At 61.7% G+C, this 20,170-nt stretch carries 19 protein-coding genes and 1 pseudogene; 13 read left to right on the top strand and 7 right to left on the bottom strand.

Going from position 1 to position 20,170, the window contains the following annotated elements; genetic code table 11:
• The first annotated feature begins 430 nt into the window (after window positions 1-430).
• From EKH55_RS07695 to gcvA, 10 genes are all read left to right on the top strand, one after another.
• On the top strand, window positions 431-1,534 hold the full coding sequence (locus tag EKH55_RS07695; protein WP_210249909.1) for an AbrB family transcriptional regulator: 1,104 nt from the start codon (window positions 431-433) through the stop codon (window positions 1,532-1,534).
• 221 nt (window positions 1,535-1,755) lie between these two features.
• The gene (locus EKH55_RS07690) at window positions 1,756-2,256 is read left to right on the top strand and encodes a tripartite tricarboxylate transporter TctB family protein (protein WP_151611281.1); all 501 of its coding nucleotides are present in this window, start codon (window positions 1,756-1,758) and stop codon (window positions 2,254-2,256) included.
• A 9-nt stretch (window positions 2,257-2,265) separates the two neighbouring features.
• On the top strand, window positions 2,266-3,777 hold the full coding sequence (locus tag EKH55_RS07685) for a tripartite tricarboxylate transporter permease (RefSeq protein ID WP_151611280.1): 1,512 nt from the start codon (window positions 2,266-2,268) through the stop codon (window positions 3,775-3,777).
• A 165-nt stretch (window positions 3,778-3,942) separates the two neighbouring features.
• The gene (locus EKH55_RS07680) at window positions 3,943-4,944 is read left to right on the top strand and encodes a Bug family tripartite tricarboxylate transporter substrate binding protein (RefSeq protein WP_151611279.1); all 1,002 of its coding nucleotides are present in this window, start codon (window positions 3,943-3,945) and stop codon (window positions 4,942-4,944) included.
• 90 nt (window positions 4,945-5,034) lie between these two features.
• Window positions 5,035-6,231: a CaiB/BaiF CoA transferase family protein gene (locus EKH55_RS07675; RefSeq protein ID WP_151611278.1), complete on the top strand. Its 1,197-nt coding sequence runs from the start codon at window positions 5,035-5,037 to the stop codon at window positions 6,229-6,231.
• A gap of 95 nt (window positions 6,232-6,326) precedes the next feature.
• On the top strand, window positions 6,327-7,700 hold the full coding sequence (locus EKH55_RS07670) for an MmgE/PrpD family protein (protein WP_151611277.1): 1,374 nt from the start codon (window positions 6,327-6,329) through the stop codon (window positions 7,698-7,700).
• Window positions 7,701-7,831: 131 nt separating this feature from the next.
• Window positions 7,832-8,632, top strand: a complete 801-nt coding sequence (locus tag EKH55_RS07665; protein ID WP_151611276.1) for an enoyl-CoA hydratase/isomerase family protein — start codon at window positions 7,832-7,834, stop codon at window positions 8,630-8,632.
• Window positions 8,633-8,643: 11 nt separating this feature from the next.
• The gene (locus tag EKH55_RS07660) at window positions 8,644-10,713 is read left to right on the top strand and encodes an acetate--CoA ligase family protein (protein ID WP_151611275.1); all 2,070 of its coding nucleotides are present in this window, start codon (window positions 8,644-8,646) and stop codon (window positions 10,711-10,713) included.
• 93 nt (window positions 10,714-10,806) lie between these two features.
• Complete coding sequence (pcaF, locus tag EKH55_RS07655; protein ID WP_151611274.1) at window positions 10,807-12,009, top strand: 3-oxoadipyl-CoA thiolase; 1,203 nt, start codon at window positions 10,807-10,809, stop codon at window positions 12,007-12,009.
• A gap of 121 nt (window positions 12,010-12,130) precedes the next feature.
• Window positions 12,131-13,030 carry a transcriptional regulator GcvA gene (gcvA, locus tag EKH55_RS07650; RefSeq protein WP_151611273.1) on the top strand — a complete coding sequence of 300 codons (900 nt, stop codon included), beginning with the start codon at window positions 12,131-12,133 and terminating at the stop codon, window positions 13,028-13,030.
• A 340-nt stretch (window positions 13,031-13,370) separates the two neighbouring features.
• On the opposite strand, the gene EKH55_RS07645 is transcribed toward gcvA, so the two are convergent.
• The gene (locus EKH55_RS07645; protein ID WP_069458629.1) at window positions 13,371-13,910 is read right to left on the bottom strand and encodes an acyloxyacyl hydrolase; all 540 of its coding nucleotides are present in this window, start codon (window positions 13,908-13,910) and stop codon (window positions 13,371-13,373) included.
• 138 nt (window positions 13,911-14,048) lie between these two features.
• Window positions 14,049-15,467 (bottom strand): aminotransferase-like domain-containing protein, encoded by a 1,419-nt coding sequence (locus tag EKH55_RS07640; protein WP_151611272.1) that lies wholly within the window; start codon window positions 15,465-15,467, stop codon window positions 14,049-14,051.
• 80 nt (window positions 15,468-15,547) lie between these two features.
• Here EKH55_RS07640 and EKH55_RS30245 point away from each other — a divergent pair, with 80 nt between their 5' ends.
• On the top strand, window positions 15,548-15,790 hold the full coding sequence (locus EKH55_RS30245) for a DUF1127 domain-containing protein (RefSeq protein ID WP_069458548.1): 243 nt from the start codon (window positions 15,548-15,550) through the stop codon (window positions 15,788-15,790).
• A gap of 82 nt (window positions 15,791-15,872) precedes the next feature.
• On the opposite strand, the gene EKH55_RS07630 is transcribed toward EKH55_RS30245, so the two are convergent.
• The 4 genes from EKH55_RS07630 to purC all read right to left on the bottom strand — a co-directional run bounded on the left by EKH55_RS07630 (window position 15,873) and on the right by purC (window position 18,226).
• The gene (locus tag EKH55_RS07630; protein ID WP_069458549.1) at window positions 15,873-16,271 is read right to left on the bottom strand and encodes a hypothetical protein; all 399 of its coding nucleotides are present in this window, start codon (window positions 16,269-16,271) and stop codon (window positions 15,873-15,875) included.
• A gap of 138 nt (window positions 16,272-16,409) precedes the next feature.
• Complete coding sequence (gene purQ, locus EKH55_RS07625; protein ID WP_151611271.1) at window positions 16,410-17,081, bottom strand: phosphoribosylformylglycinamidine synthase subunit PurQ; 672 nt, start codon at window positions 17,079-17,081, stop codon at window positions 16,410-16,412.
• 120 nt (window positions 17,082-17,201) lie between these two features.
• Window positions 17,202-17,444, bottom strand: coding sequence for a phosphoribosylformylglycinamidine synthase subunit PurS (purS, locus tag EKH55_RS07620; protein WP_069458551.1), 243 nt, complete (start codon window positions 17,442-17,444; stop codon window positions 17,202-17,204).
• A 17-nt stretch (window positions 17,445-17,461) separates the two neighbouring features.
• Window positions 17,462-18,226: a phosphoribosylaminoimidazolesuccinocarboxamide synthase gene (purC, locus tag EKH55_RS07615; protein WP_026614000.1), complete on the bottom strand. Its 765-nt coding sequence runs from the start codon at window positions 18,224-18,226 to the stop codon at window positions 17,462-17,464.
• Between the two features lie 224 nt (window positions 18,227-18,450).
• On the opposite strand from purC, the gene EKH55_RS07610 reads away from it, so the two are divergent.
• Window positions 18,451-18,765: a DUF1476 domain-containing protein gene (locus tag EKH55_RS07610; protein ID WP_069458552.1), complete on the top strand. Its 315-nt coding sequence runs from the start codon at window positions 18,451-18,453 to the stop codon at window positions 18,763-18,765.
• Between the two features lie 79 nt (window positions 18,766-18,844).
• Here the strand turns inward: EKH55_RS07610 and EKH55_RS07605 are convergent.
• Window positions 18,845-19,033: pseudogene (locus tag EKH55_RS07605) on the bottom strand (glutaredoxin); the annotation flags it as partial.
• 548 nt (window positions 19,034-19,581) lie between these two features.
• On the opposite strand from EKH55_RS07605, the gene EKH55_RS07600 reads away from it, so the two are divergent.
• Entirely contained in the window at window positions 19,582-20,124 is a 543-nt protein-coding gene (locus EKH55_RS07600; protein ID WP_151611270.1) for a Spy/CpxP family protein refolding chaperone, read from the top strand.
• Window positions 20,125-20,170 lie beyond the last annotated feature (46 nt).

Genomic DNA, 20,170 nt, shown 5'->3' with positions numbered 1-20,170 from the left:
TGGTCCTCCACTCGCAAATATGAATGGTGCTGCCGCTGTCCGAGGCGGCGTGCCGTACGCTGGGCCGGCAATTCCGGTGCGCCTTTGCGATCTGCCAGTTTGCGCCGAGTGAACTGCGTCTATAGCGCGGATTGACAGCCTGGTAACATAACCAATTGTTTGCTCCAGGCTTGCCGATAGGCAGGTGCAAAGCCAGTGCGTCAATCTGATAAGTTGTTGGTTGGAGCAAGAAAACATCGGCATTTCATGAGACTGTATTTCGAATCTGATCGTGACCGCGGGACCCGCGGCCGCCGCTCGCCGCTGGTCCACGACCTGGGAAGGAGGGCCCGCGTCGCAAATCAGTACGCAACGGCAGGAGAAAGGACATCTCAATGCCGATGCTGCGCGGTGTGTGACAGCGAAGACCTGTTGAGCGGGGACGATGCGCGTGCCGCCATGGCGTGAAATCGCACACCGCCAGCTTCTGGCGCGCCTCGTCGGTGTGTACCTGTTCGGTGCTGGCGCTGGGGCGTTTGCGGCATGGATCGGGTCGCCGCTGCCATGGATGATCGGACCGCTGCTTGCCACGGCATCGCTCTATCTGACGGGCGTGGTGGACATCCGTATACCCGTTGAGACGCGGCCGGTCGGCCAGATCGTCATTGCGTCGCAGGTGGGGGTATATTTCTCGCCCGCCGCATTCGCCATGCTCCTGGCATTCGCACCGCTTCTTATCGGGATGGCACTCGCCACGGCGTGCTGCGCGCTCGTGGTCGCGCTCCTGCTTGCGCGTGTGGCCAACCTGAACCTAACTGCGGCCTTTCTCTCCTCCTTGCCGACGAGTCCCGTGGAGGCAGCGGTTATGGCCGAACGTTACAACTGCAATCCCGGTCCGGTCATACTGTCTCAAACCGTGCGGATCGCGTCCGTCGTGGTCCTGGTCCCGGTCGCCATCTACATGATCGACGGGTGGCCGGCTCGCGACATGGTGCGGACAACGCGTGAGCTCGATGCAATTGCTGTCCTCCTCCTCGCCGGCACAGGAATGGCCGGGGCGTTGCTGGCCCAAGCATGTCGCGTGCCCAATCCCTTCTTTCTTGGTCCCTTGGCTGCCTCTTCGGCAGTTTCGGCACTTGGCGTCGCCCCGTCCTTCTACCCGTCAATCGTTCTCTCCTGCGCGCAGGTCACTCTTGGCGTCTGGCTTGGCTCGACCTTCCGCAGATCACTTTTCGCTGCGGCGGGGCGGCTCGTCACGGCTTCCATCGTCACGACGCTTCTCATGCTCGCCCTGACGTCGATCATGGCGGTCATCGTCTCCCGGATGGCGGGGCTGAGCTGGGAGCTGATGGTGCTGGGCACTGCACCGGGTGGCGTTACCGAAATGGCGCTGACAGCGAAATTTCTGGGCCAGGACGTTGCGCTGATCACGGCCTTTCATTTGACCCGCATCTTTATCCTGATGCCGAACATTCCCTGGATCATCCGCATGAGCCACAGATTTGAGCGCCGCCGAAACTGCTGCGACGGCGGCGACGGTTCGGATCGGCCGTAGCGTCCGCCTGCCGGTGACGTGGCCACCTTGACCAAGGCGAATGAACATTCTGCCCAATATATACTCAGTTCAATTCACACCTCTGAGTGCCCATAACGAAGATCGAGGCCGTGCCAGTGGGCGCGTCTCTTTGCGTCGTCATCCGAAAACACATCGAACGGCGCTGGAGGAAATGGCTGCCATACGGCACTTGCCGGCAGAGTGGCAGCAAGGAGGAGACCATGGAGAGCGAGGTTCTCGACAAGGGCGAGCAGCCAGTGGAGGGCTATGTCCGAATACCTTTGCCGATACTCGAAATCGTGATCGGTCTGATCGTACTTGCGATTTTATCCTGGTACGTCGTCCAGGCGTACCACCTGCCGAAGCCTTTCAATTCGAACGATATCGGAGCGGGCGGATTCCCGCTTCTCGTCGCCTTCGGAACCGGAATCGCCACCATATCGATGATCGGCCTCGCAGTCGCGCGGCTCATGGGCAGAATGGGGCGTTCCGACAGCCGTTGGCGGCGGCCGCTCCTTGTTTTGATCGTTGCCCTGCTCCTTGTCGGGCAGACCCTGAGCTTCGCAACGCTGGGTGTCTATCTCTGCGTCGCGCTCTTCTCCGCTGCGATCATGGTGGCGGCTGGCGAGCGTCGGATCCTGCATGTGCTGGGCGTGCCGATCGGCTTGGTCACATTCATCTATGTTGTGTTCGCGCTTGCGTTGAACGTGGTCTTTCCGTGAGGGTCTGCCATGATTGAAAACCTCCTCTCAGGCTTCTCGGCCTTCGGCGATCCGCTCGTGTGGCTGAGCTTGGTCTTCGGCTCGCTGGCCGGCTATCTCATCGGCGCGATTCCTGGTCTCGGCCCCAGTCTCGGCGTCGCATTGCTCATCCCATTCACCTACGGACTTGACCCCGTCGTCTCGATCGTCGGTTTGGTGGCCTTGTATGCCGCGGCAGAATATGGCGGCGCGATCACCGCCATTCTCATCAATTCGCCCGGCACGTCGGCAGCGGTCGCGACGGCTTGGGACGGCTATCCGCTGAGTCAGCAGGGAAAGGCGGGCGAAGCCCTCCTGGTGTCTATCGTCACCTCCGGCATTGGTATCTTCATCAGCGCCCTGTTCCTGCTGTTTACCGCCGTGCCGCTCTCGGAATTCGCATTGCGGTTCGGACCCGGTGAATACTTCGCTCTGGCGCTCGTCGGGCTCAGCCTGGTGGTCGGCCTTGCAGAAGGCTCGGTGGTCAAGGGCGCGGTGGCGATGGGCATCGGTCTCGCGCTCGCGACGGTCGGGCTGGATACGCAGACCGGGACGCCGCGTTTTGCCGCGTCGGTCGAGCTCTTCGAGGGGCTGCCCCTCGTGCCGGTGCTGCTCGGGCTTTATGCGCTTTCGGAGGTCCTCTTCCTGGTCGAGGGGGGCATGACAGCCAAGATCAAGAGTGCGCCGCTTGGCGGCTGGCGCAGCTGGAACTGGAGGGGTCTATGGTCACTCAATGGCGTCGTGTTCAGAAGCTCGGTGCTCGGCTACATCATCGGCATCATTCCGGGTGCGGGCGCCTCCATTGCCTCCTTCATTGCCTATGCGGTGGCCAAGAAAACATCCAAGACTCCGGAGCGATTCGGGAAAGGATCTATCGAGGGTGTTGCGGCCTCGGAAGCGGCAAACAATGCTGCCGTGTCCGGTGCCATGGCACCTTTGCTTGCACTCGGCATCCCCGGTTCGCCGACGACGGCGGTGATGATCGGCGCCCTGATGATCCAGGGCATTCAGCCGGGGCCTCTCCTGTTCAGCCGCAATCCCGAAATTCCTTATACTATCTTCGCGTCGCTCTGGATCGGCGTGCCGGTGATGGTGTTCATCGGGCTTGCCGGTGCCCGCGCCTGGGCCAGGGTTGCAAACATTCCCGGTCCCGCTATCGCGGCGATCGTCGCAGGAATTTGCCTTGTGGGTGCCTTCGCCTCCGAGGGCACGATGTTCCCGGTCTACGTCATGACTGCGTTCGGTATTCTCGGATACCTGCTTCGAAAGGTGCAGGTTCCGCTGGCTCCGATCATTCTGGCTCTGGTGCTCGGCGAGATGATGGAAACCAATTTCCGCCGGGCGCTGATTACGTCGCAAGGTTCCCTTGAAGTCTTCTACACCTCGCCTCTGACGGTTGCGTTGCTTCTAACGGCTGTCCTTGCATTCCTGCTTCCGGCAATCGGCTTTATTCAGAAGCGGAGACAGGCAACCCGGGCGGCCGACCCTTCGGTGAGAGGCTGACGATTGCTCGGGCGGCAGGCTCAGCCTTCACTGCCCGAGCACTATGCCCAATATTTGCGGTCGTTCGACCTGACCAAATCTCAGTTCATTTCGCGGATCCAACATAAGACACTGGTCTCATTGGAGAGGACCGTGGTTCTTTCGTTCAAACGTGGGAGGCGTTTCATGTCAGTAAATCTGTTCAAGCCGGCGCGCGCGTTCGTGGCAACGGCATTTTTCGCCGTCGTTGCCTCGCTGGGTCTTTCCAGTCCTGTCGCGGCGGAGACGGCCTGGAAGCCATCAGGACCGGTAAATGTCGTCATGCATACGAAGCCCGGCGGAACGGCGGACATTTTCATCCGCACCCTGGCGCAATCGCTGGAGCCGATGATCGGCCAGCCGGTTGTCGTGGTGAATGCTCCGGGCGCCGGAGGCGCAACGCAGATGGCGCATGTCCGCCAAGCCAAGCCCGATGGCTTGACAATCGGCATCAACACGATGACCCACTTCACGAGCATGCTGACCAATCTGAAGGGAACCTTCTCGGTCGACGACTTCTCCTGGATAGCTTCCACGCAGGAAGACCCGATCATCTATTTCGTTCGCGCGGATTCCGACATCAAATCACTGCCGGACCTCGTTGCAAAGGCGAAAGCCAGCTCCGGCACTGTCAACATCGGCGGTTTCGGGCCCGTTGGGTCGATGCAGCATCTTGGCACGGCCATGCTCGAAAGCGCTGCAGACGTGAAGTTCAACTGGGTCGGGTTTGACTCCACTCCTGACATCATGACGGCCTTGCTCGGTGGGCACGTGGATGTAGGTGTTTCGAACCTCGGGCCGACCGCGCCCTTCTTCGAATCCAAGCGGATCATCGGTCTCGGGGTCCTGGGTGAAAAGCGGCTCGATGGTCTGCCGGACGTTCCCACCTTCGGTGAGGCGGGCTACGAGGTCGACACGAGCTGGGTGCAAGTGCGCGGTGTCTTTGGTCCAAAGGACATGCCGCTCGAACTTCAGCAGCAGATTGCAGACACAATCCACGAGGCGATGAAGGCCAAGACCTATCAGGACTATGCCCGCAGCACGGGTGTCATCGATTCCACTTTGGGGCCGAAGGAATACGACGCTTTCGTACGCGACGTCAGCAAGATCGCCAGCAAGCAGCTAGAGGCGGCTCGACTCCTGCAGTAGTGCGGATGCCTCCGCATCCGTGTGAAGGTGACCTCCGGCGGTGATTGACCCGCCGGAGAACACGACAGCAAGAATGGATAGGGAAAGACCATGACGAGGGCCCTTGCCGGTTTCCGTGTCATAGACACCACGCACGTGCTGGCCGGACCGTTCGCCAGCTATCAGATGGCCGTACTCGGCGCCGACGTGATCAAGATCGAGGATCCGCACGATCCGGACCAGGCGCGCCTTCAGGGCTCGGATCGCGATCTCAGCAGCGCCGGCATGGGCACTGCCTTCATGGCACAGGCGTCGAACAAGAAGGCGGTTGCACTGAACCTGAAGACCGAAGCCGGTCGTGACGCCTTGATGCGGCTCGTCGAAACAGCGGACGTCTTCGTCGAAAACTACCGGCCCGGTGCATTTGAAGACCTGGGGCTCGGCTACGACGATCTGCGCAAACTCAACCCCCGGCTGATATATTGCTCGATCTCGGCTTTCGGCTCGACCGGACCGCGCCGGGAGCAGACGGGCTATGATTCCGTTCTTCAGGCATTCTCGGGCATGATGACGATGACCGGCAGCGAGGATGGCGATCCTCTGAAATGTGGCGCTCCCGTGGTTGACTATGCGACGGGTACAACGGCCGCCTATGCCATCACGGCGGCCCTCCTGCAGCGTGAACGCAGTGGCAGCAGCAGCGGGCAGTTCGTGGACGTCTCCATGCTGGACGTGGCGCTCGTCCTGTGTAGTCCTTACGTAACGGGATACCTGTGGAATGGCAGTCATCCGAAGCCGAAGGGCAACCGCTTTCCCTTCGCCACGATCGGCCAGTACCGTGCCTCTGACGGGGGCCTGATGATCGCCGCCTCGAACCTCGAGCAGCAGCGCCGCCTATGGATCGCCCTCGGGCGCGAAGATCTCATAAAGCAGAACAACAATCAGCGGCTGGACAGCCATGGCGAGGAGGAGGCTGCACTCAGCAGCATCATCGCCACCATGCCCGCCGACTACTGGGAGAGTTTCTTCCGGGAAAGGCGGATACCAGCGGCGCGCGTACGAGAGCTGAAAGAAGCCCTCGCGGATCCGCAAATTGAATCGCGGCCGCTTCTGCATAAACACGCGGCGCCCGGCACGTCGACGGATGGCTTGGTGGTTCCTGTCGCGGGTTTCACCATGTCGGATAGCGCGCCTGGGTTGAGTTTCCCGCCACAGCCTGTCGGTGCGCAAACGGAGGAAATCCTGCGGGGGGTAGGCTTCGACAGCGCGGACATCGAAAGGCTTCGTGCCGAATGCGCGATCAACTGAAAGGCGGAGAAGATGGCACGACGGCATGTTTCGATGAAGCCTCCGCCGCAGCGGATCCTACCCTTTCGGAAGATACGGCTGGGAGCGATCTTGCGATGAGCGGTCCGCTTTCGGCTTTGGCCCAAGCGGCTTGCGATTGGCGTCGACGGCCGATCGAAGGCGCCGTTGAGTGGGCGGTGCGCCGCGCGATCCTGGACTGGTTTGCAACGACATTGCCCGGCTGCGTTCGCGCGCCGGCGACAATGCTGGCCAAGGCGGTGCCGGAGACGAATGGTAGCGGCGGCGCATGGTCGTACGTCGACGGCCGCTTCTCTACGCCGCGCCGCGCGGCTCTTCTCAACGCCACGGCCAGCCACACCGTCGAATTCGACGACATTTTCAAGGATGGCGGCTATCATCCGGGCAGCCCCACTATAGCGGCTGCTCTCGCCCTGTCGCAGCATCTCGGGTCAAGCCTTGAAGAACTGCACCGCGCCATAGTCGCCGGCTACGAGGTGGGGTGCCGGATTTCGCTGGCAATCCAGCCCAGCCACTACACCTTTTGGCATACGACGTCGACCGTCGGTACCATGGGCGCGGCCGTCGCGGGGGCGATGCTTCTCGGCGCTGACGGAAGGAGCGTCGGCAATGCCCTGGCGTTGGCTTCAAGCTTCGCGGGTGGGCACCAGCAGAACCTCCGCGGGCAGGGCCTGGCAAAAGCTCTGCATCCGGGACATGCGGCAGATGCAGGCTTGCTGGCCGCGATGGCAGCCGCGGCGGGGATTGCCGGGTCTTCCGATAGCCTCGACGCAGAGAACGGTTTTGCGGCTGCGACGAGCGATACGACCGGAGATTGGGAGGGGGCGCTTGCGGGTCTCGGCGAGTGGACACCGATCACCCGCATGACCGTCAAGGCCCACGGATGTTGCGGCCATATCTTTCCTGCGCTCGATGCCATTGCAGCAATGAGCGAGCGTCACTCTTTCCGCGAGGGGGATGTCGCGCGGGTTGAAGTGCACGGTTATCGCGCGACCGAAGCGATGTGCAATCGGCCAGATCCCGCGTCGGCGCAGGATGCGCGTTTCAGTCTGCAATATTGCCTTGCCGCACGACTGATCCTCGGAGCGGTCCGCCTCGCAGCCTTCGAAGAGGAGACCCTGGCGCGCGCGGACATACGCGAACTGATGACGAGAATTTCAGTGTTCGAGGATCCGGCCCTTTCGGTTCTATATCCACACCGACGACAGGCCCGTCTACGGGTGATCTTGCGGGATGGCCGCGTGCTTGAACACCTTCAACAGACGCGGCGAGGCGATCCCGAGGATCCTCTGAGCGACGCGGAGATAATCGCGAAGTTCCACGAACTGGCGTCCGGAATTCTCCCTGACGCAGATGCAGCTGCGCTTCGCGACGGGATCCTGCACGGCGCCGATCTGCCGCGAGAACTGCTGGTCGCCCCGGCTGGCCAGGCAAAAGGGTCTCTCCCCTAAACTGCTGGTTGGGCTAACGCGGCCAGATGATCAGTTGTCCAGGTGACAGTCCGAAGACATGGATGCCTCTAGTCAAGTGAAAGATCGCGCCAGTGCCACCATGGCAGCGCTCGAGAGGAAGGAACAAAGGAATGACCGTCAATGTTCGTGAACATGAGTTCATAGCGGTTTCCCACAAGAACGGCATAGCGACCGTCACATTGAACCGTCCGGATGTTCGCAACGCCATCAACGATCAGATGCGGTCTGAACTGATCGACGCCTTCGAGAAGGTTGGCACCGACCGGACGGTTCGCGCGGTCATTCTGACGGGCGCCGGCAAGGGCTTCTGCTCCGGTGGCGATGTATCAGGCATGCGCGCGCGCCTGGAGGTTCCTGCGGGAGAAGTCGCCTTCAATGGCTGGACCCGCCAGCGCAGTACGCATAGGGGTGTTGCCGTCATCCATGGTCTCTCCAAGCCGGTCATTGCCGCGGTCAATGGTGCAGCCTTCGGTCTCGGTCTCGACATGGCCCTCGCCTGCGATTTCATCATCGCGGCCGAAGGCGCGAAAATGGCGATGAGCTTCATCAAGCGGGGCCTCGTATCGGATGGCGGAGGGATGTATTTCCTGCCGCGTCGCGTGGGCCTCGCCCGCGCCAAGGAGCTCATTCTGACGGGCAGGGTGGTCGAACCCGAGGAGGCGCTTGGGATCGGCATGATCGACAGGATCTCGCCGGCCAATACCCTGATCGATGATGCCCAGCTCTGGGCGGAGCAGTTGAGTGCCGGCTCGCCGGCCGCCATTGCCCTGACCAAGGCCATCCTCGACAAGACCTTCGAGAGCAGCGATGAGGCGATTTTCGCTCTCGGACGCGAGGCGCAGGCAATCTGCTACACCACGGCCGAACATCGTTCGTCCGTAGAGGCATTCCTCAACAAAACCAGCGCGTGAGGCGAGCCCAGATGACTTTCATTGATGCGCTTCTGAACCCTTCCAGCGTCGCCGTCGTGGGAGCCTCTTCCGATGTGACGAAGCTCACGGGGCGGCCGATCGCCTATCTGCAACAGCACGGTTATAATGGTCGGATCTACCCCATCAACCCGCGCAATGAAGCGATCGGCGATCTGACATGCTATGCGGATGCGCAAGCACTTCCCGAGGCACCGGATGTCGGGCTCGTCCTCGTCGGTGCCAATCGGGTGATCGAATCCGTTCGCCAGCTTGCAGCTGTGGGCAGCAAGGCGGCGATCGTACTCGCAAGCGGTTTCGGCGAGGCCGGGGAGGAGGGGCGTCGTCTCCAGGCCGAGTTGCGCGAGGCTGCTGGTTCGATGCGGATTCTGGGCCCAAATACGATCGGCCTGGTCAACCTGACGGACCGCATCATGCTGACGGCAAGCGGTGCCATGGAGATGAAGGACTTCCGTGCCGGCGGAGTTGCCCTTTTGTCGCAGAGCGGGGGGATTCTCGGATCTCTGCTTTCGCGCGGGGTCGGACGCGGGGTCGGCTTTTCCAAGCTGATTGCAACGGGAAATGAATCCGACATCGAAGTTGCCGACCTTCTCGATGCCATGGCGGAGGATCCGGCAACCACCGTTGTTGCCCTCTACCTCGAAACCATTCGCAACGTGGAGAAGTTCCGCAATGCCGCCGCGCGGGTTATCGCGGCCGGCAAGCCCATCGTGGCCTACAAGGTCGGCCGTTCCGAGTCCGGCGCGCAGTCCGCCGTCTCCCACACCGGCGCGCTGGCCGGCGCGGACAAGGTGTATGATGCCCTATTCAAACAACTCGGCATCATTCGAGCGCAGACATTCGCAGACCTTCTCGACATCCCTGCCGCCCTGTCCCAGGGGCGCCTTCTTTGCGGCAAGCGAGTCGCGATCGTGACATCGACCGGCGGCGCGGCGACGATCGTCGCCGACAATGTCGGACTTGCCGGCCTCGAAATGCCGAGCCCCGATCCCGATACGTCGAAAAAGCTGCTGGCGCTCGACCTCAAAGAGGCGGTGCTGGATCGCAATCCGATCGACGTCACGCTGGCCGGCCTGCGTCCGGATCTCTTCCGATCCATCCTGCAGATCTTGTCGGAAAGCCCCTCTTACGACGCCGTAGTCGTTGTCGTGGGCTCGTCCTCGATCCGGCAGCCGGACGTCGTCGCCCAGCCGCTCCTGGAGTCGATGCACATCAGCAAGAAGCCCATGATCGCTTATGTCAGCCCCGAGGCGCCGGGCATCGTGCAACACTTGAATGCCCATGGGATCCCGGCTTATGCGGCTCCCGAGAGCTGCGCCGCAGCACTGCGCGCCTTGCTGCCGCGAGGCGAAGATGACTCGGCTGAGCGGCGGGCGCCCCCTGCCGTGGACGGAGCGGACCTGCCGCAAGGCTCGTTGAACGAGGCCGAGGCGAAGCGCTTTTTCGCCCGCTTCGGATTCCCGGTCACGCGCGAAATCGAGGCGGCAACCCCGGCAGACGCAGCGGCGAAGGCGGCCGCGTTCGACGGGTCCGTGGTCATCAAGATCCTCTCGAAGGAGATCCTCCACAAATCAGAGGTCGGCGGTGTTGAAGTCGGCGTTGCCACGGCCGACGTCGAAACGGTCTGCGAGCAGATGTTGTCGCGCGTCGAGGTTGCTGCGGACGGCGCGAACGTCGATGGCTTCCTGATCCAGGAGTTGGTCAGGGGTGGCGTAGAGTTCATACTCGGCTACAACCGCGATCCTCAGCTCGGGCCTTGTGTTCTTTTGGGCGCGGGGGGCGTGACCACCGAGCTGTACCAGGACGTCGCAATGCGGCTCTTGCCGGTGACGCGCCGACAGGTTCGCGACATGATCGGCGAATTGAAATGTTCGGCCCTTCTGGAAGGCTTCCGCGGTCGGCCGGTCGCCGATACCGAGGCTTTGATCGATGCCGTTCTGGTTTTCGCAGATATGGCGGTGGCGCTGGGCGATCGGCTGGAAGAGGCGGAGATCAACCCGGTCTTTGTGCTGCCCGAGGGCTCCGGTGTGCGCGCCGGCGACGCGCTCGTTGTGCTTCGCTGATTTTGGCGACCCGCACCCAAAGCGGCTCGCCCCCACAGCGGTGCGCGCGTTCGGCGTGGCTCCGCTAATTCTCTCTCCTCGGAGACTGAACCCGTGTCTGATGTCTACATTTGCGACTACATCCGTACCCCAATCGGCCGCTTCGGCGGAGCGCTCGCCTCCGTGAGGCCGGATGACCTCGGCGCCACCGTGCTGAAAGCGCTGATGACCCGTCAGCCGTCCCCGGATTGGGCAGCGGTTGACGAGGTGATTTTTGGCTGCGCTAATCAGGCGGGCGAGGACAACCGCAATGTGGCTCGCATGTCGTCGCTTCTTGCCGGACTGCCGGTGGAGGTTCCCGGAACGACGATCAACAGGCTCTGCGGTTCCGGGATGGACGCCATCATCACCGGATTTCGCGCCATCCGATCCGGCGAGGCCGAGCTGATAGTCGCTGGCGGCGTGGAAAGCATGAGCCGCGCCCCGTTCGTTGTGCCGAAGGCGGAGACGGCTTTTGGCCGGGAATCCTCGATACAGGACACCACGATCGGGTGGCGTTTCATCAACCCGATCATGAAGGCTCAATACGGCGTCGATTCGATGCCTGAAACTGCCGAGAATGTCGCGGAGGAATTCGGGATATCGCGGGCGGACCAGGACGCGTTCGCCTTCCGCTCTCAGCTGAAGACTGCTGCTGCCCAGGCATGCGGAAGGCTTGGGGAGGAGATCGTCCCTGTCAAGGTCCCTCAGCGCAGGGGCGACCCGGTCCTGGTCGATCGTGATGAACATCCGCGCGCGACAACGCTCGAGGCCTTGGCAGGTCTCAAGGCGCCCTTTCGACAAGGAGGGTCGGTCACTGCGGGCAATGCCAGCGGTGTGAACGATGGAGCGGCCGCCCTGATCCTTGCCAACGAGACTGCTGCAAAGCGTCACCGCCTGATGCCGATCGCGCGGATTCTCGGTGGGGCGACGGCTGGAGTCGCTCCACGGATCATGGGCTTCGGGCCGGCACCAGCCTGTCGAAAATTGATGGCGCGGCTGGGATTGCAGCAAGAGGCGATCGATGTCATCGAATTGAACGAGGCATTCGCGAGTCAGGGCCTGGCATGTCTGCGAGATCTCAGCATTGCCGATGACGATCCCCGGGTTAATCCCAACGGTGGCGCCATCGCTCTCGGACACCCGCTCGGCATGTCGGGTGCACGCATTACCGGAACGGCGGCACTGGAACTTGACAAGATCAATGGCCGCTTTGCCCTTGCAACCATGTGCATCGGCGTGGGACAGGGGATTGCCATTGCCCTTGAACGGGTGTGAGCACCGGGGCCGCAAAGTCGGCTCGGATGCGCGGACAGGCCCGCACGAAGGTCCAGCGGCGCGCCTCGCCGAAGCGCCACAGGTGTTTTGGGTACGATCGGACATGACGTATGACTAGCAAATGAGCAATTCAATACCCCCGCTAAACCCGTTAAGGACCTTCGAAGCGGCTGCCCGCCTGTCCAGCCTTACGCAGGCTGCGGAAGAGCTGAATGTGTCTCAGGTGGCCGTCAGCCGCCAGGTGAAAGTGCTGGAGGAGTATCTCGGTGTCGTGCTGTTCAAGCGGCTGCATCGCGGCATCGAACTGACCGACGAGGGACGGCAACTCTATGAAGGCGTGACTCGAGCCTTCGTCGAAATCGGGAACGCGGCAAGGCGAGTGTCCCGGCGGGGCAGGCGGGATATTCTCGCCATCCAGTCTTATACGACCTTTTCCCAGCGTTGGCTTATTCCACGGCTGACGCAGTTTCATGAAGCCTTCCCACGCATAGAGGTCCGTCTGAGTTCGTCCACCGCCCCAGTCGATTTCGAGACTCAGAACCTGGATGCTGCCATTCGGGCGGGAAAAGGAAATTGGCCAGATCTCCACAGCGAAAAGTTGGTCGATGTTGAACTGATTCCGATTTGTTCACCAGCTTTCCAGGAAGCCCACAAGCTCAGGTGCCCTGATGACCTGAGCCGTGTGCGGCTGCTGCATTCTATGGCACGTCCGACCGATTGGGCTGCATGGCTTAAACGCGTCGGATCGACGGTCGACCCCAGCCCTGGCATCCGTTTCGAAAGTTCGGCACTCGCTTACGAGGCCGCATCTCTGGATATCGGGGTCGCGATCGCAACCAAGGTGTTTGTAAAGAGACACCTTCAGGCCGGCAGCTTCGTCGCTCCCTTTGATATGACGTGTTACAGCGGCGAAGGTTATTATCTCACGTGGCCGAAAAGCATTGCTCCGTCATTGCCTCTTCAGAAGTTTCTCTCTTGGATGCGCGAGCAGATCGATAAAGACGAGGTGTTTTCTTCCTGATCCGTGTTAAGTGCCAGCAGGCCTGTACCATCGGCTGGAAATGAGTGAACCGCACGATCGTCCTGTTCGGCGAGCAGCAACGCGTCGACGGCCCAGTTCAACATGGCATAGGGTCGTAGCCCCTGTCGTTGGCAAGAAAGCTCACATCCTCGATGATGAAGCGTTTGTGTCGAGCCAGCCGAAATGCCGCGGTCGCAGACGACGGCCGAGACGCATTCTAACAGTCGAGCCAACGCCCGCTATCACCATCCGGAGCGGGCGTCCACCAGAGGAGGGCTACCGTCCGCATTCGGTCGAATCCGGCCTTCGGATTCGGGTGCCAAGGGTTAGATTTTCACCACTAGAACGTATAGCCGAGCATCAGGCCGGCCCGGGTGAGGCCGCCATTGGGGCCGTCGCAAAGATTGGCATGCGAGTTGTGCTCGATCGTGGCCGACAGGTTCCAGTTTGCATCAAAACGATAGCCAGCGGCGGCATATTCGCGAAAGAGCACCCGGCATCCGAGCTTCGGCCCGTCTGATCCGTCGTCCTCGAGGTCGCCGTCGTGGATCGTCCCGCCGGCACCCAGTTCGACAAAAAACCGTTCGGTGATGTCAGCGTCCCAGCTGAGCCCGCCATAGATCTGGTTGATGCCGTTGGATGAGGTTGCGACCGAGGCTCCCGCATGGATGCGTGGCCGCAGGATCTTTTCGGCAAGAGTACCCGCCCTACCGGCGCCAAGCGGGTCGAAGAACACCGTAAAGGAGGGAAAGACGCCGCTTTCATGGTGCTTTCCGCTCTCGATGGGGGCGGTGAGGCCGAACCGCATTTCGTCAAAGATCCCGTCATCCGCATGAGCCGATGAAACGGCGACGCTGCCGAGAAGCACCAGGCTGGCCATGGCGGGGCGGGAGAATGGGGCGTCGAACAAGACCGACTGGATCATGACCGAGTATCCTTTGCAGGCGAATCAACCTGGGCAATTGGCGACAACTATAGATCGTCGTTGTTTCGGCGAAAGCCGCTGTGGGAAGAATACTCAATCAAAGCTGTCATAGCCGGCGCGCCCGCTGTCGAGCAGGCGGCGGAGAACCTGAAAGCCTCGCCCCACTTCCGAACGCTCGGCGGCAGAGGAGAAGCCAACCCGGATGCGGTGGAAGACGCGATCGGCGCGCCCGGCCTTGAATTCGTCCTCATCGTCTATGAGCACGCCCTCCTGCAGGGCAGCCTGTTTGAAGGTTCCCGAGAGCCACGGATCCGGCAACTTGAGCCAGAGAAACGGCACCCTCGGGTGGGAACTGAACTCGAAACCGGAGAAGATGTCGCGCGCCATCGTTTCGCGAGCGCCGATTTCCTCGACGCTGCGGCTGCGCAACGCGGCGGCGGCACCGGAAAGAACCAGCCGGGCGCAAAGTTCCGCGAGAAGGAAGGGCAGGCCGCCGCTGATCATCTTGTGGGAAATGCGGATGCGCTGGCTGAAATGCGGCGGGCAAGCAACCCAGCCGCCGCGCACGCCGGCGGCAACGGATTTCGACAGACCGCCGACGAGGAAAGTTCGCTCCGGCGCAATCTCCGCCAACGCCGGCACCGGGTCTCCGGTCATCGACCCGTAGAGATCGTCTTCGATCAGCCAGACGCCGTAACGCCGGGCGATATCGGCGATCGCCAGGCGCCGGTCGAGCGGCATGATGGCAACCGTTGGGTTTTGGGCGCTCGGCATCAGGAAAGCCAGCTTCGGGTGCTGCTGAGCGCAGACGCGTTCGAAATCCTCCGGCACCAGTCCGAACTCGTCGCTCTCCATCAAGGCGATGCGTCGACCAATCAGCCCGGCGCTGCGGCTCACTTGCGAATAGGTCAAGGTTTCGAAGGCGACACGGTCGCCGGGCGAGGTCACCGCGGAGATCACCGCGATCACGGCGGCGTGGGCCCCGAGCGTCGGCACGATGCGCTCTACCTCCGGCCGGAAGCCGCCGCGTGCCAGCCACTGGGCACCCGCTTCGAACCAATGATCGGGGAAATTGCGGGCATAGCTGGCAATGTCCGCGTGGTGTTCGTGGCTGATGTCGCCCAAAAGCCTCGCGAGAATTTCCCCCTGGCCGATATCCGGCGCCGCGGTGCTGTCGAAACGCAATTTGCCCGCGGGCGCAACGATCGGCCGGGTACCGGCGAGCGACGTGGTCAGGGGATCGGACTGTTCCGGGGGACGGCTCTCCGGATGATCGAGCACATAGGTGCCGCGGCCCACCTCGCCGCTGACGAGGCCGCGCTCGCGCACGATGTGATAGGCACGGCCGATCGTGCCGATTGTCACCCCGATATCGAAGGCGAGGTTGCGCTGCGGCGGCAATTTGGTGCCGGCGGGCAGCGTGCCATTGCCGATCGCTTCTTCGATCTGATCGGCGATGCGCGCATAGATCGGGCCGCGGCCCTGCTGTATGTCAGGAAGCCATCTTGTCATAGTGACAATTATCTATATTGCCTCAGATTTCCTGTCAATTATCACAGACGAAGGTGACAATTGATATAAAGGTAAAGGCAATGGGTACAATTGGCACAATCCAGTTGTCGCGCAAACGGGGCGCTGGAGTTGCGGCTTCTGCTTCGAAGAGAAAGCCCGGTTCTGTTGGTGCTTTCGTACGGCTTTGGCGCGCCTATAGCGCCCTCGCCAGCAGGAGACGCAGCCGGCTTGCGCTGGGCGAACTCAGCGCCGAGCAACTCAAAGATATCGGGCTTACGGAAGCGGAGGCGAGGCGGGAGGCGGCCGTGCCGTTCTGGAGGTAGGCGACCGGACCTCCCCGCGCGGGTGCAGCGGGACTGCCAAGGACGAGCAGGCGGATGAAGGGCGGCTTGCGAACAGGAAGGGTCAGCTGCAGCCTTGATTGCCTGCCGCCCAGCGCCGCACGTCAGCCGACATGCGGGTGCCCACGGGTTCGCTGAAAAGCGGACCGAATGCTTCGAGGCGGGCAGGCTGTCCCTCCGCCTGGATGACGGCGAGAGGCCGCGCTTCGGGAGATCTGGCCGGCACGATCAGGATACGCGGCCGGCCGGAGAAGGAATTGAGTTCCGGCGCCAGGCGGTAGGTCTTGAAGGCCGGATCGCCCGATTTGAACCAGCAACCGCTGGCGCCGAGTGCGATACGCTCCATGGTCGGCAGGGCGGCAGAACTCGCCGGCGAGGCGGCCGGGCGATTGGATTGGCAACCGGCGATGACGATGAGGCTTGCCGTCGCCGAGGCAAGCGCAAGGAAACGTCCGAAAATCATGGGTTGCTTGGCGCCTCGCACTGATGAGATGGCCGCTTCGGTGGCTTGACGCCGGCGGCGTCGAAAGGAACGAAGCAGGCAGTGGAACTGCTGGAGTAACGGTGCGCGCCCCGACAACGACGCGCAACGGGGCGTCAATCAGGCTGCGATTACGTCGAGCGCCGAGGCGAAGAGTGCGCGTCCGTCCGCACCGCCATGGGCCGCTTCGATCAGGTTTTCCGGATGCGGCATCATGCCGAGAACATTGCCCGTGGCGTTGATGATACCGGCAATGTCGTTGATCGAGCCGTTCGGGTTGGTGCCGTAGGCATAGCGGAACACGACCTGTCCATTGCCTTCGATCGCCTTCAGCGTTTCCGCATCGGCAAAGTAGTTCCCGTCATGGTGGGCAACGGGGCAGCGGATCACCTGGCCCCTCGAATAGGCGCGCGTGAATGACGTGTCGGCATTGACGACTTCCAGCTTCACCTCGCGGCAGACGAACTTCAGCGAAGCATTGCGCATCAGCGCGCCGGGCAGAAGACCGGATTCGACCAGGATCTGAAAGCCGTTGCAGACGCCGAGCACGCGAACACCCTGTTTCGCCTTGGCCTTGATCGCCTGCATCACCGGCATGCGCGCGGCGATCGCGCCGCAGCGCAGGTAATCTCCATAGGAGAAGCCGCCCGGGATGACGATGAGGTCGACATCTGGAATTTCGGTTTCGGTCTGCCAGACGGTGACCGGCGCCTTGCCGGAAATCTTCGCGAGCGCCGCAATCATGTCGCGATCGCGGTTGAGGCCAGGAAGCTGAACGACGGCGGATTTCATGGACGTGGATACCTCGCCTTGGTCTCGCGGCCGCTATGGCGCGAGGCAGTTTCTATGCACTGGAGGCGCCGGCATGCCCCAAGGTCCGAGCCCGAGGCTGGCGCTAAAGCTCCCCCGCCTTCAGGCGAGGGAGATGCTGTAGTTTTCGATCACGGTGTTTGCGAGCAGCTTTTCGCACATGGCCTTGATATCCGCTTCGGCCTTGGCCTTGTCGGCGGTCTCGAGCTCAAGGTCGAAGACCTTGCCCTGGCGTACATGGCCGATGTCGTCGAAGCCAAGTGCGCCGAGTGCGCCTTCGATCGCCTTGCCCTGAGGGTCGAGTACGCCGTTCTTCAGCGTCACGGTTACGCGTGCCTTGATCACTTTGTTAATCCCCGAACTTACTTGACGAGCACCGGACCGGAGCCGCGCGGCGGCTCGTTCTCGTTGATGATGCCGAGACGGCGGGCCACTTCCTGATAGGCTTCGACCAGACCGCCCATGTCGCGGCGGAACCGATCCTTGTCCATCTTTTCTTTCGTCTCGATATCCCAGAGGCGGCAGCTGTCCGGCGAGATTTCGTCGGCCAGTACGATGCGCATCATGTCGCCTTCATAGAGGCGGCCGCACTCGATCTTGAAATCCACGAGCTGGATGCCGACGCCGAGGAAGAGGCCGGAGAGGAAATCGTTGATGCGAATGGCGAGCGCCATGATGTCGTCGAGTTCCTGCGGGCTCGCCCAGCCGAAGGCGGTGATGTGCTCTTCGGAAACCATGGGATCGTCGAGGGCATCGGCCTTGTAATAGAACTCGATGATGGAGCGGGGCAGGACGGTGCCTTCCTCGATGCCCAGGCGTTTGGCTAGCGAGCCGGCGGCGACGTTGCGCACCACGATCTCCAGCGGAATGATCTCCACTTCCTTGATCAGTTGCTCGCGCATATTGAGGCGGCGGATGAAGTGCGTCGGAATGCCGATCTTGTTCAGGTGCGTGAAGATGTACTCGGATATGCGGTTGTTGAGTACGCCCTTCCCGTCGATGACGTCATGCTTCTTCTTGTTGAAAGCGGTGGCGTCGTCCTTGAAAAACTGGATCAACGTGCCCGGTTCCGGACCCTCGTACAGGATCTTGGCCTTACCTTCATAGATACGGCGGCGACGATTCATGGATTTGTCTCTGTGCTTGTTGGCGCGCTTGGGTCGCGCAATTGGAGTTTTCTCAGCGGGTCCATATCTGAAAAGAACGCATTTCACAATCGGCGTATCTTCACATCCCCCGAATTAGATTAGGGTATCATGAAAGTCAGCAAACACGAAAACGCGCATTGCACTTTCGGCGGCGTTTTGGTTTATGGCGATAACAACTTCCGGCAGGAAAGGGAGATTGATTGATGACCACCATGAAGGACCGCGAGAAGGCTTTCGAGGCAAAGTTTGCTCTTGATGAGGAGTTGAGATTCAAATCCTTGGCGCGCCGCAACAAATTGCTTGGCCTCTGGGCCGCCGGTCTTTTGAACAAGTCCGATCCCGAGGACTATGCTCGGGAAGTGGTAGCCGCGGATTTCGAAGAGGCGGGCCACGAGGACGTCGTGCGCAAGATCAAGGCCGACTTCGATGCTGCCGGCGTGGCACAATCGGAGGACGAAATCCGCGCGCGGATGATCGAACTCCTGGGTGAGGCGGTCGCACAGGTTCAAAACAGCTGATCGCATCCATTCGGAAACTGCCGCCGCCCGGCCGGGTTGATCGGGCGGTTTTTTGAACATCTCTGTCAACGGCAAGATGTCAGCTGATCTTGGCTGTCATCCAGATCGCCATGGCGACCATCATCAGGTTCTCGGTCAGTGATACGAACCCAAGAGGGACCTTGCTCTTTCCGCCGACGCAGGCGCATTTCAGTTCACGTTTGTCGACATAGACGGCCTTGAAGACCGAGACGGCGCCGACCGTTCCTATGAGAAGCGCCACCGGGGCCGCGATAAAGATCAGCGCGGCGGATGAAGGCGCCTCTTGCGCATGTCCTTGAGCGGAACCAGTGGGGCTCGCGTAATCGTTTGTAAGCCCCCGTGTAGACGACGATCAACCAGATTGCGATGCCAGCCAGGATCGTGCCGACGATCCCGCCGGCCGCTCCAACGATGGCCGGGTGCCTGTTCATGTCTGCCCTCCCGCGTTCGGCAGAGGCTCGATATGCATCGCCCATGTACTCCGTGCCTTCCCCGAACCGACAGCAGCCGTCGATGTTCCTTGCAACATTCGAGTTCAAGCGAGATGAGATCATCGACCGATGAGTGAGGGAAAGCGTCGGCAACACCTGAACTACGGCCGCGTTTTCTGAATTCGAAGTCAGATCGGGGGTGAAAACGGCCGGCTGCGGACACGATTCTTCGGCGCAGACCCGGCACTGTGTCGAAACCCGCTGTCGCTTTACAATTCTTTACATTCGCCCGGAAGGGTCGAAACGTTGGCGCGCTAGCTTGTCTCCATCGCAGCAGGTGCTGCGGATTGAAAGGAGACTGACCATGGAAAACGAGGACAAGATCCAGTCGAGCCCGGCGGCGCGCGAAGCGATTTCGAAAGGATGGGGACGGCGCGCCGCGATTGGCGGACTTGCCGCCGTCGCTGTCGTCGGCGCGGTTGGCTACGCCGCTGCGCGCAGCGACGATTTCGGCTTCGGCATGGCCCGGTTCGGCGGCCATATGATGCATGCGCATATGGGAGGTGGCTTCATGGAACACCGGATCGGCTCCGTGCTTGACGAACTCGATGCGACGCCCGAGCAGGAGGACAAGCTTTGGGACATCATCGACAAGGCTCGGGCCGAAATCAGGCCGACCATCCGGGACTTCCGCGAGACCCGCGAAGAGGTAATCGATCTTCTCGGCGCGTCGACCCTCGACCGCGCTGCCGCCGAGAAGCTGCGCAGCGAGCGCGTCGCGGCCATCGACGAAGCCTCCCGCAAGATGACGACTGCGCTCCTCGATGCTGCTGAGGTGTTGACACCGGAGCAGCGCGCCAAACTCGCCGAGCATTTGAAGGAGCGCAGGGGCCGCGGCCGGTGGTAAGACTTCTGGCGGTAGACTTGAGTCGCCCGGGCGGCTGAACGGAGCA

The organism is Sinorhizobium alkalisoli (assembly GCF_008932245.1).
Taxonomy (GTDB): Bacteria; Pseudomonadota; Alphaproteobacteria; order Rhizobiales; family Rhizobiaceae; genus Sinorhizobium; species Sinorhizobium alkalisoli.
This window is presented reverse-complemented; position numbering and strand designations above follow the sequence as displayed.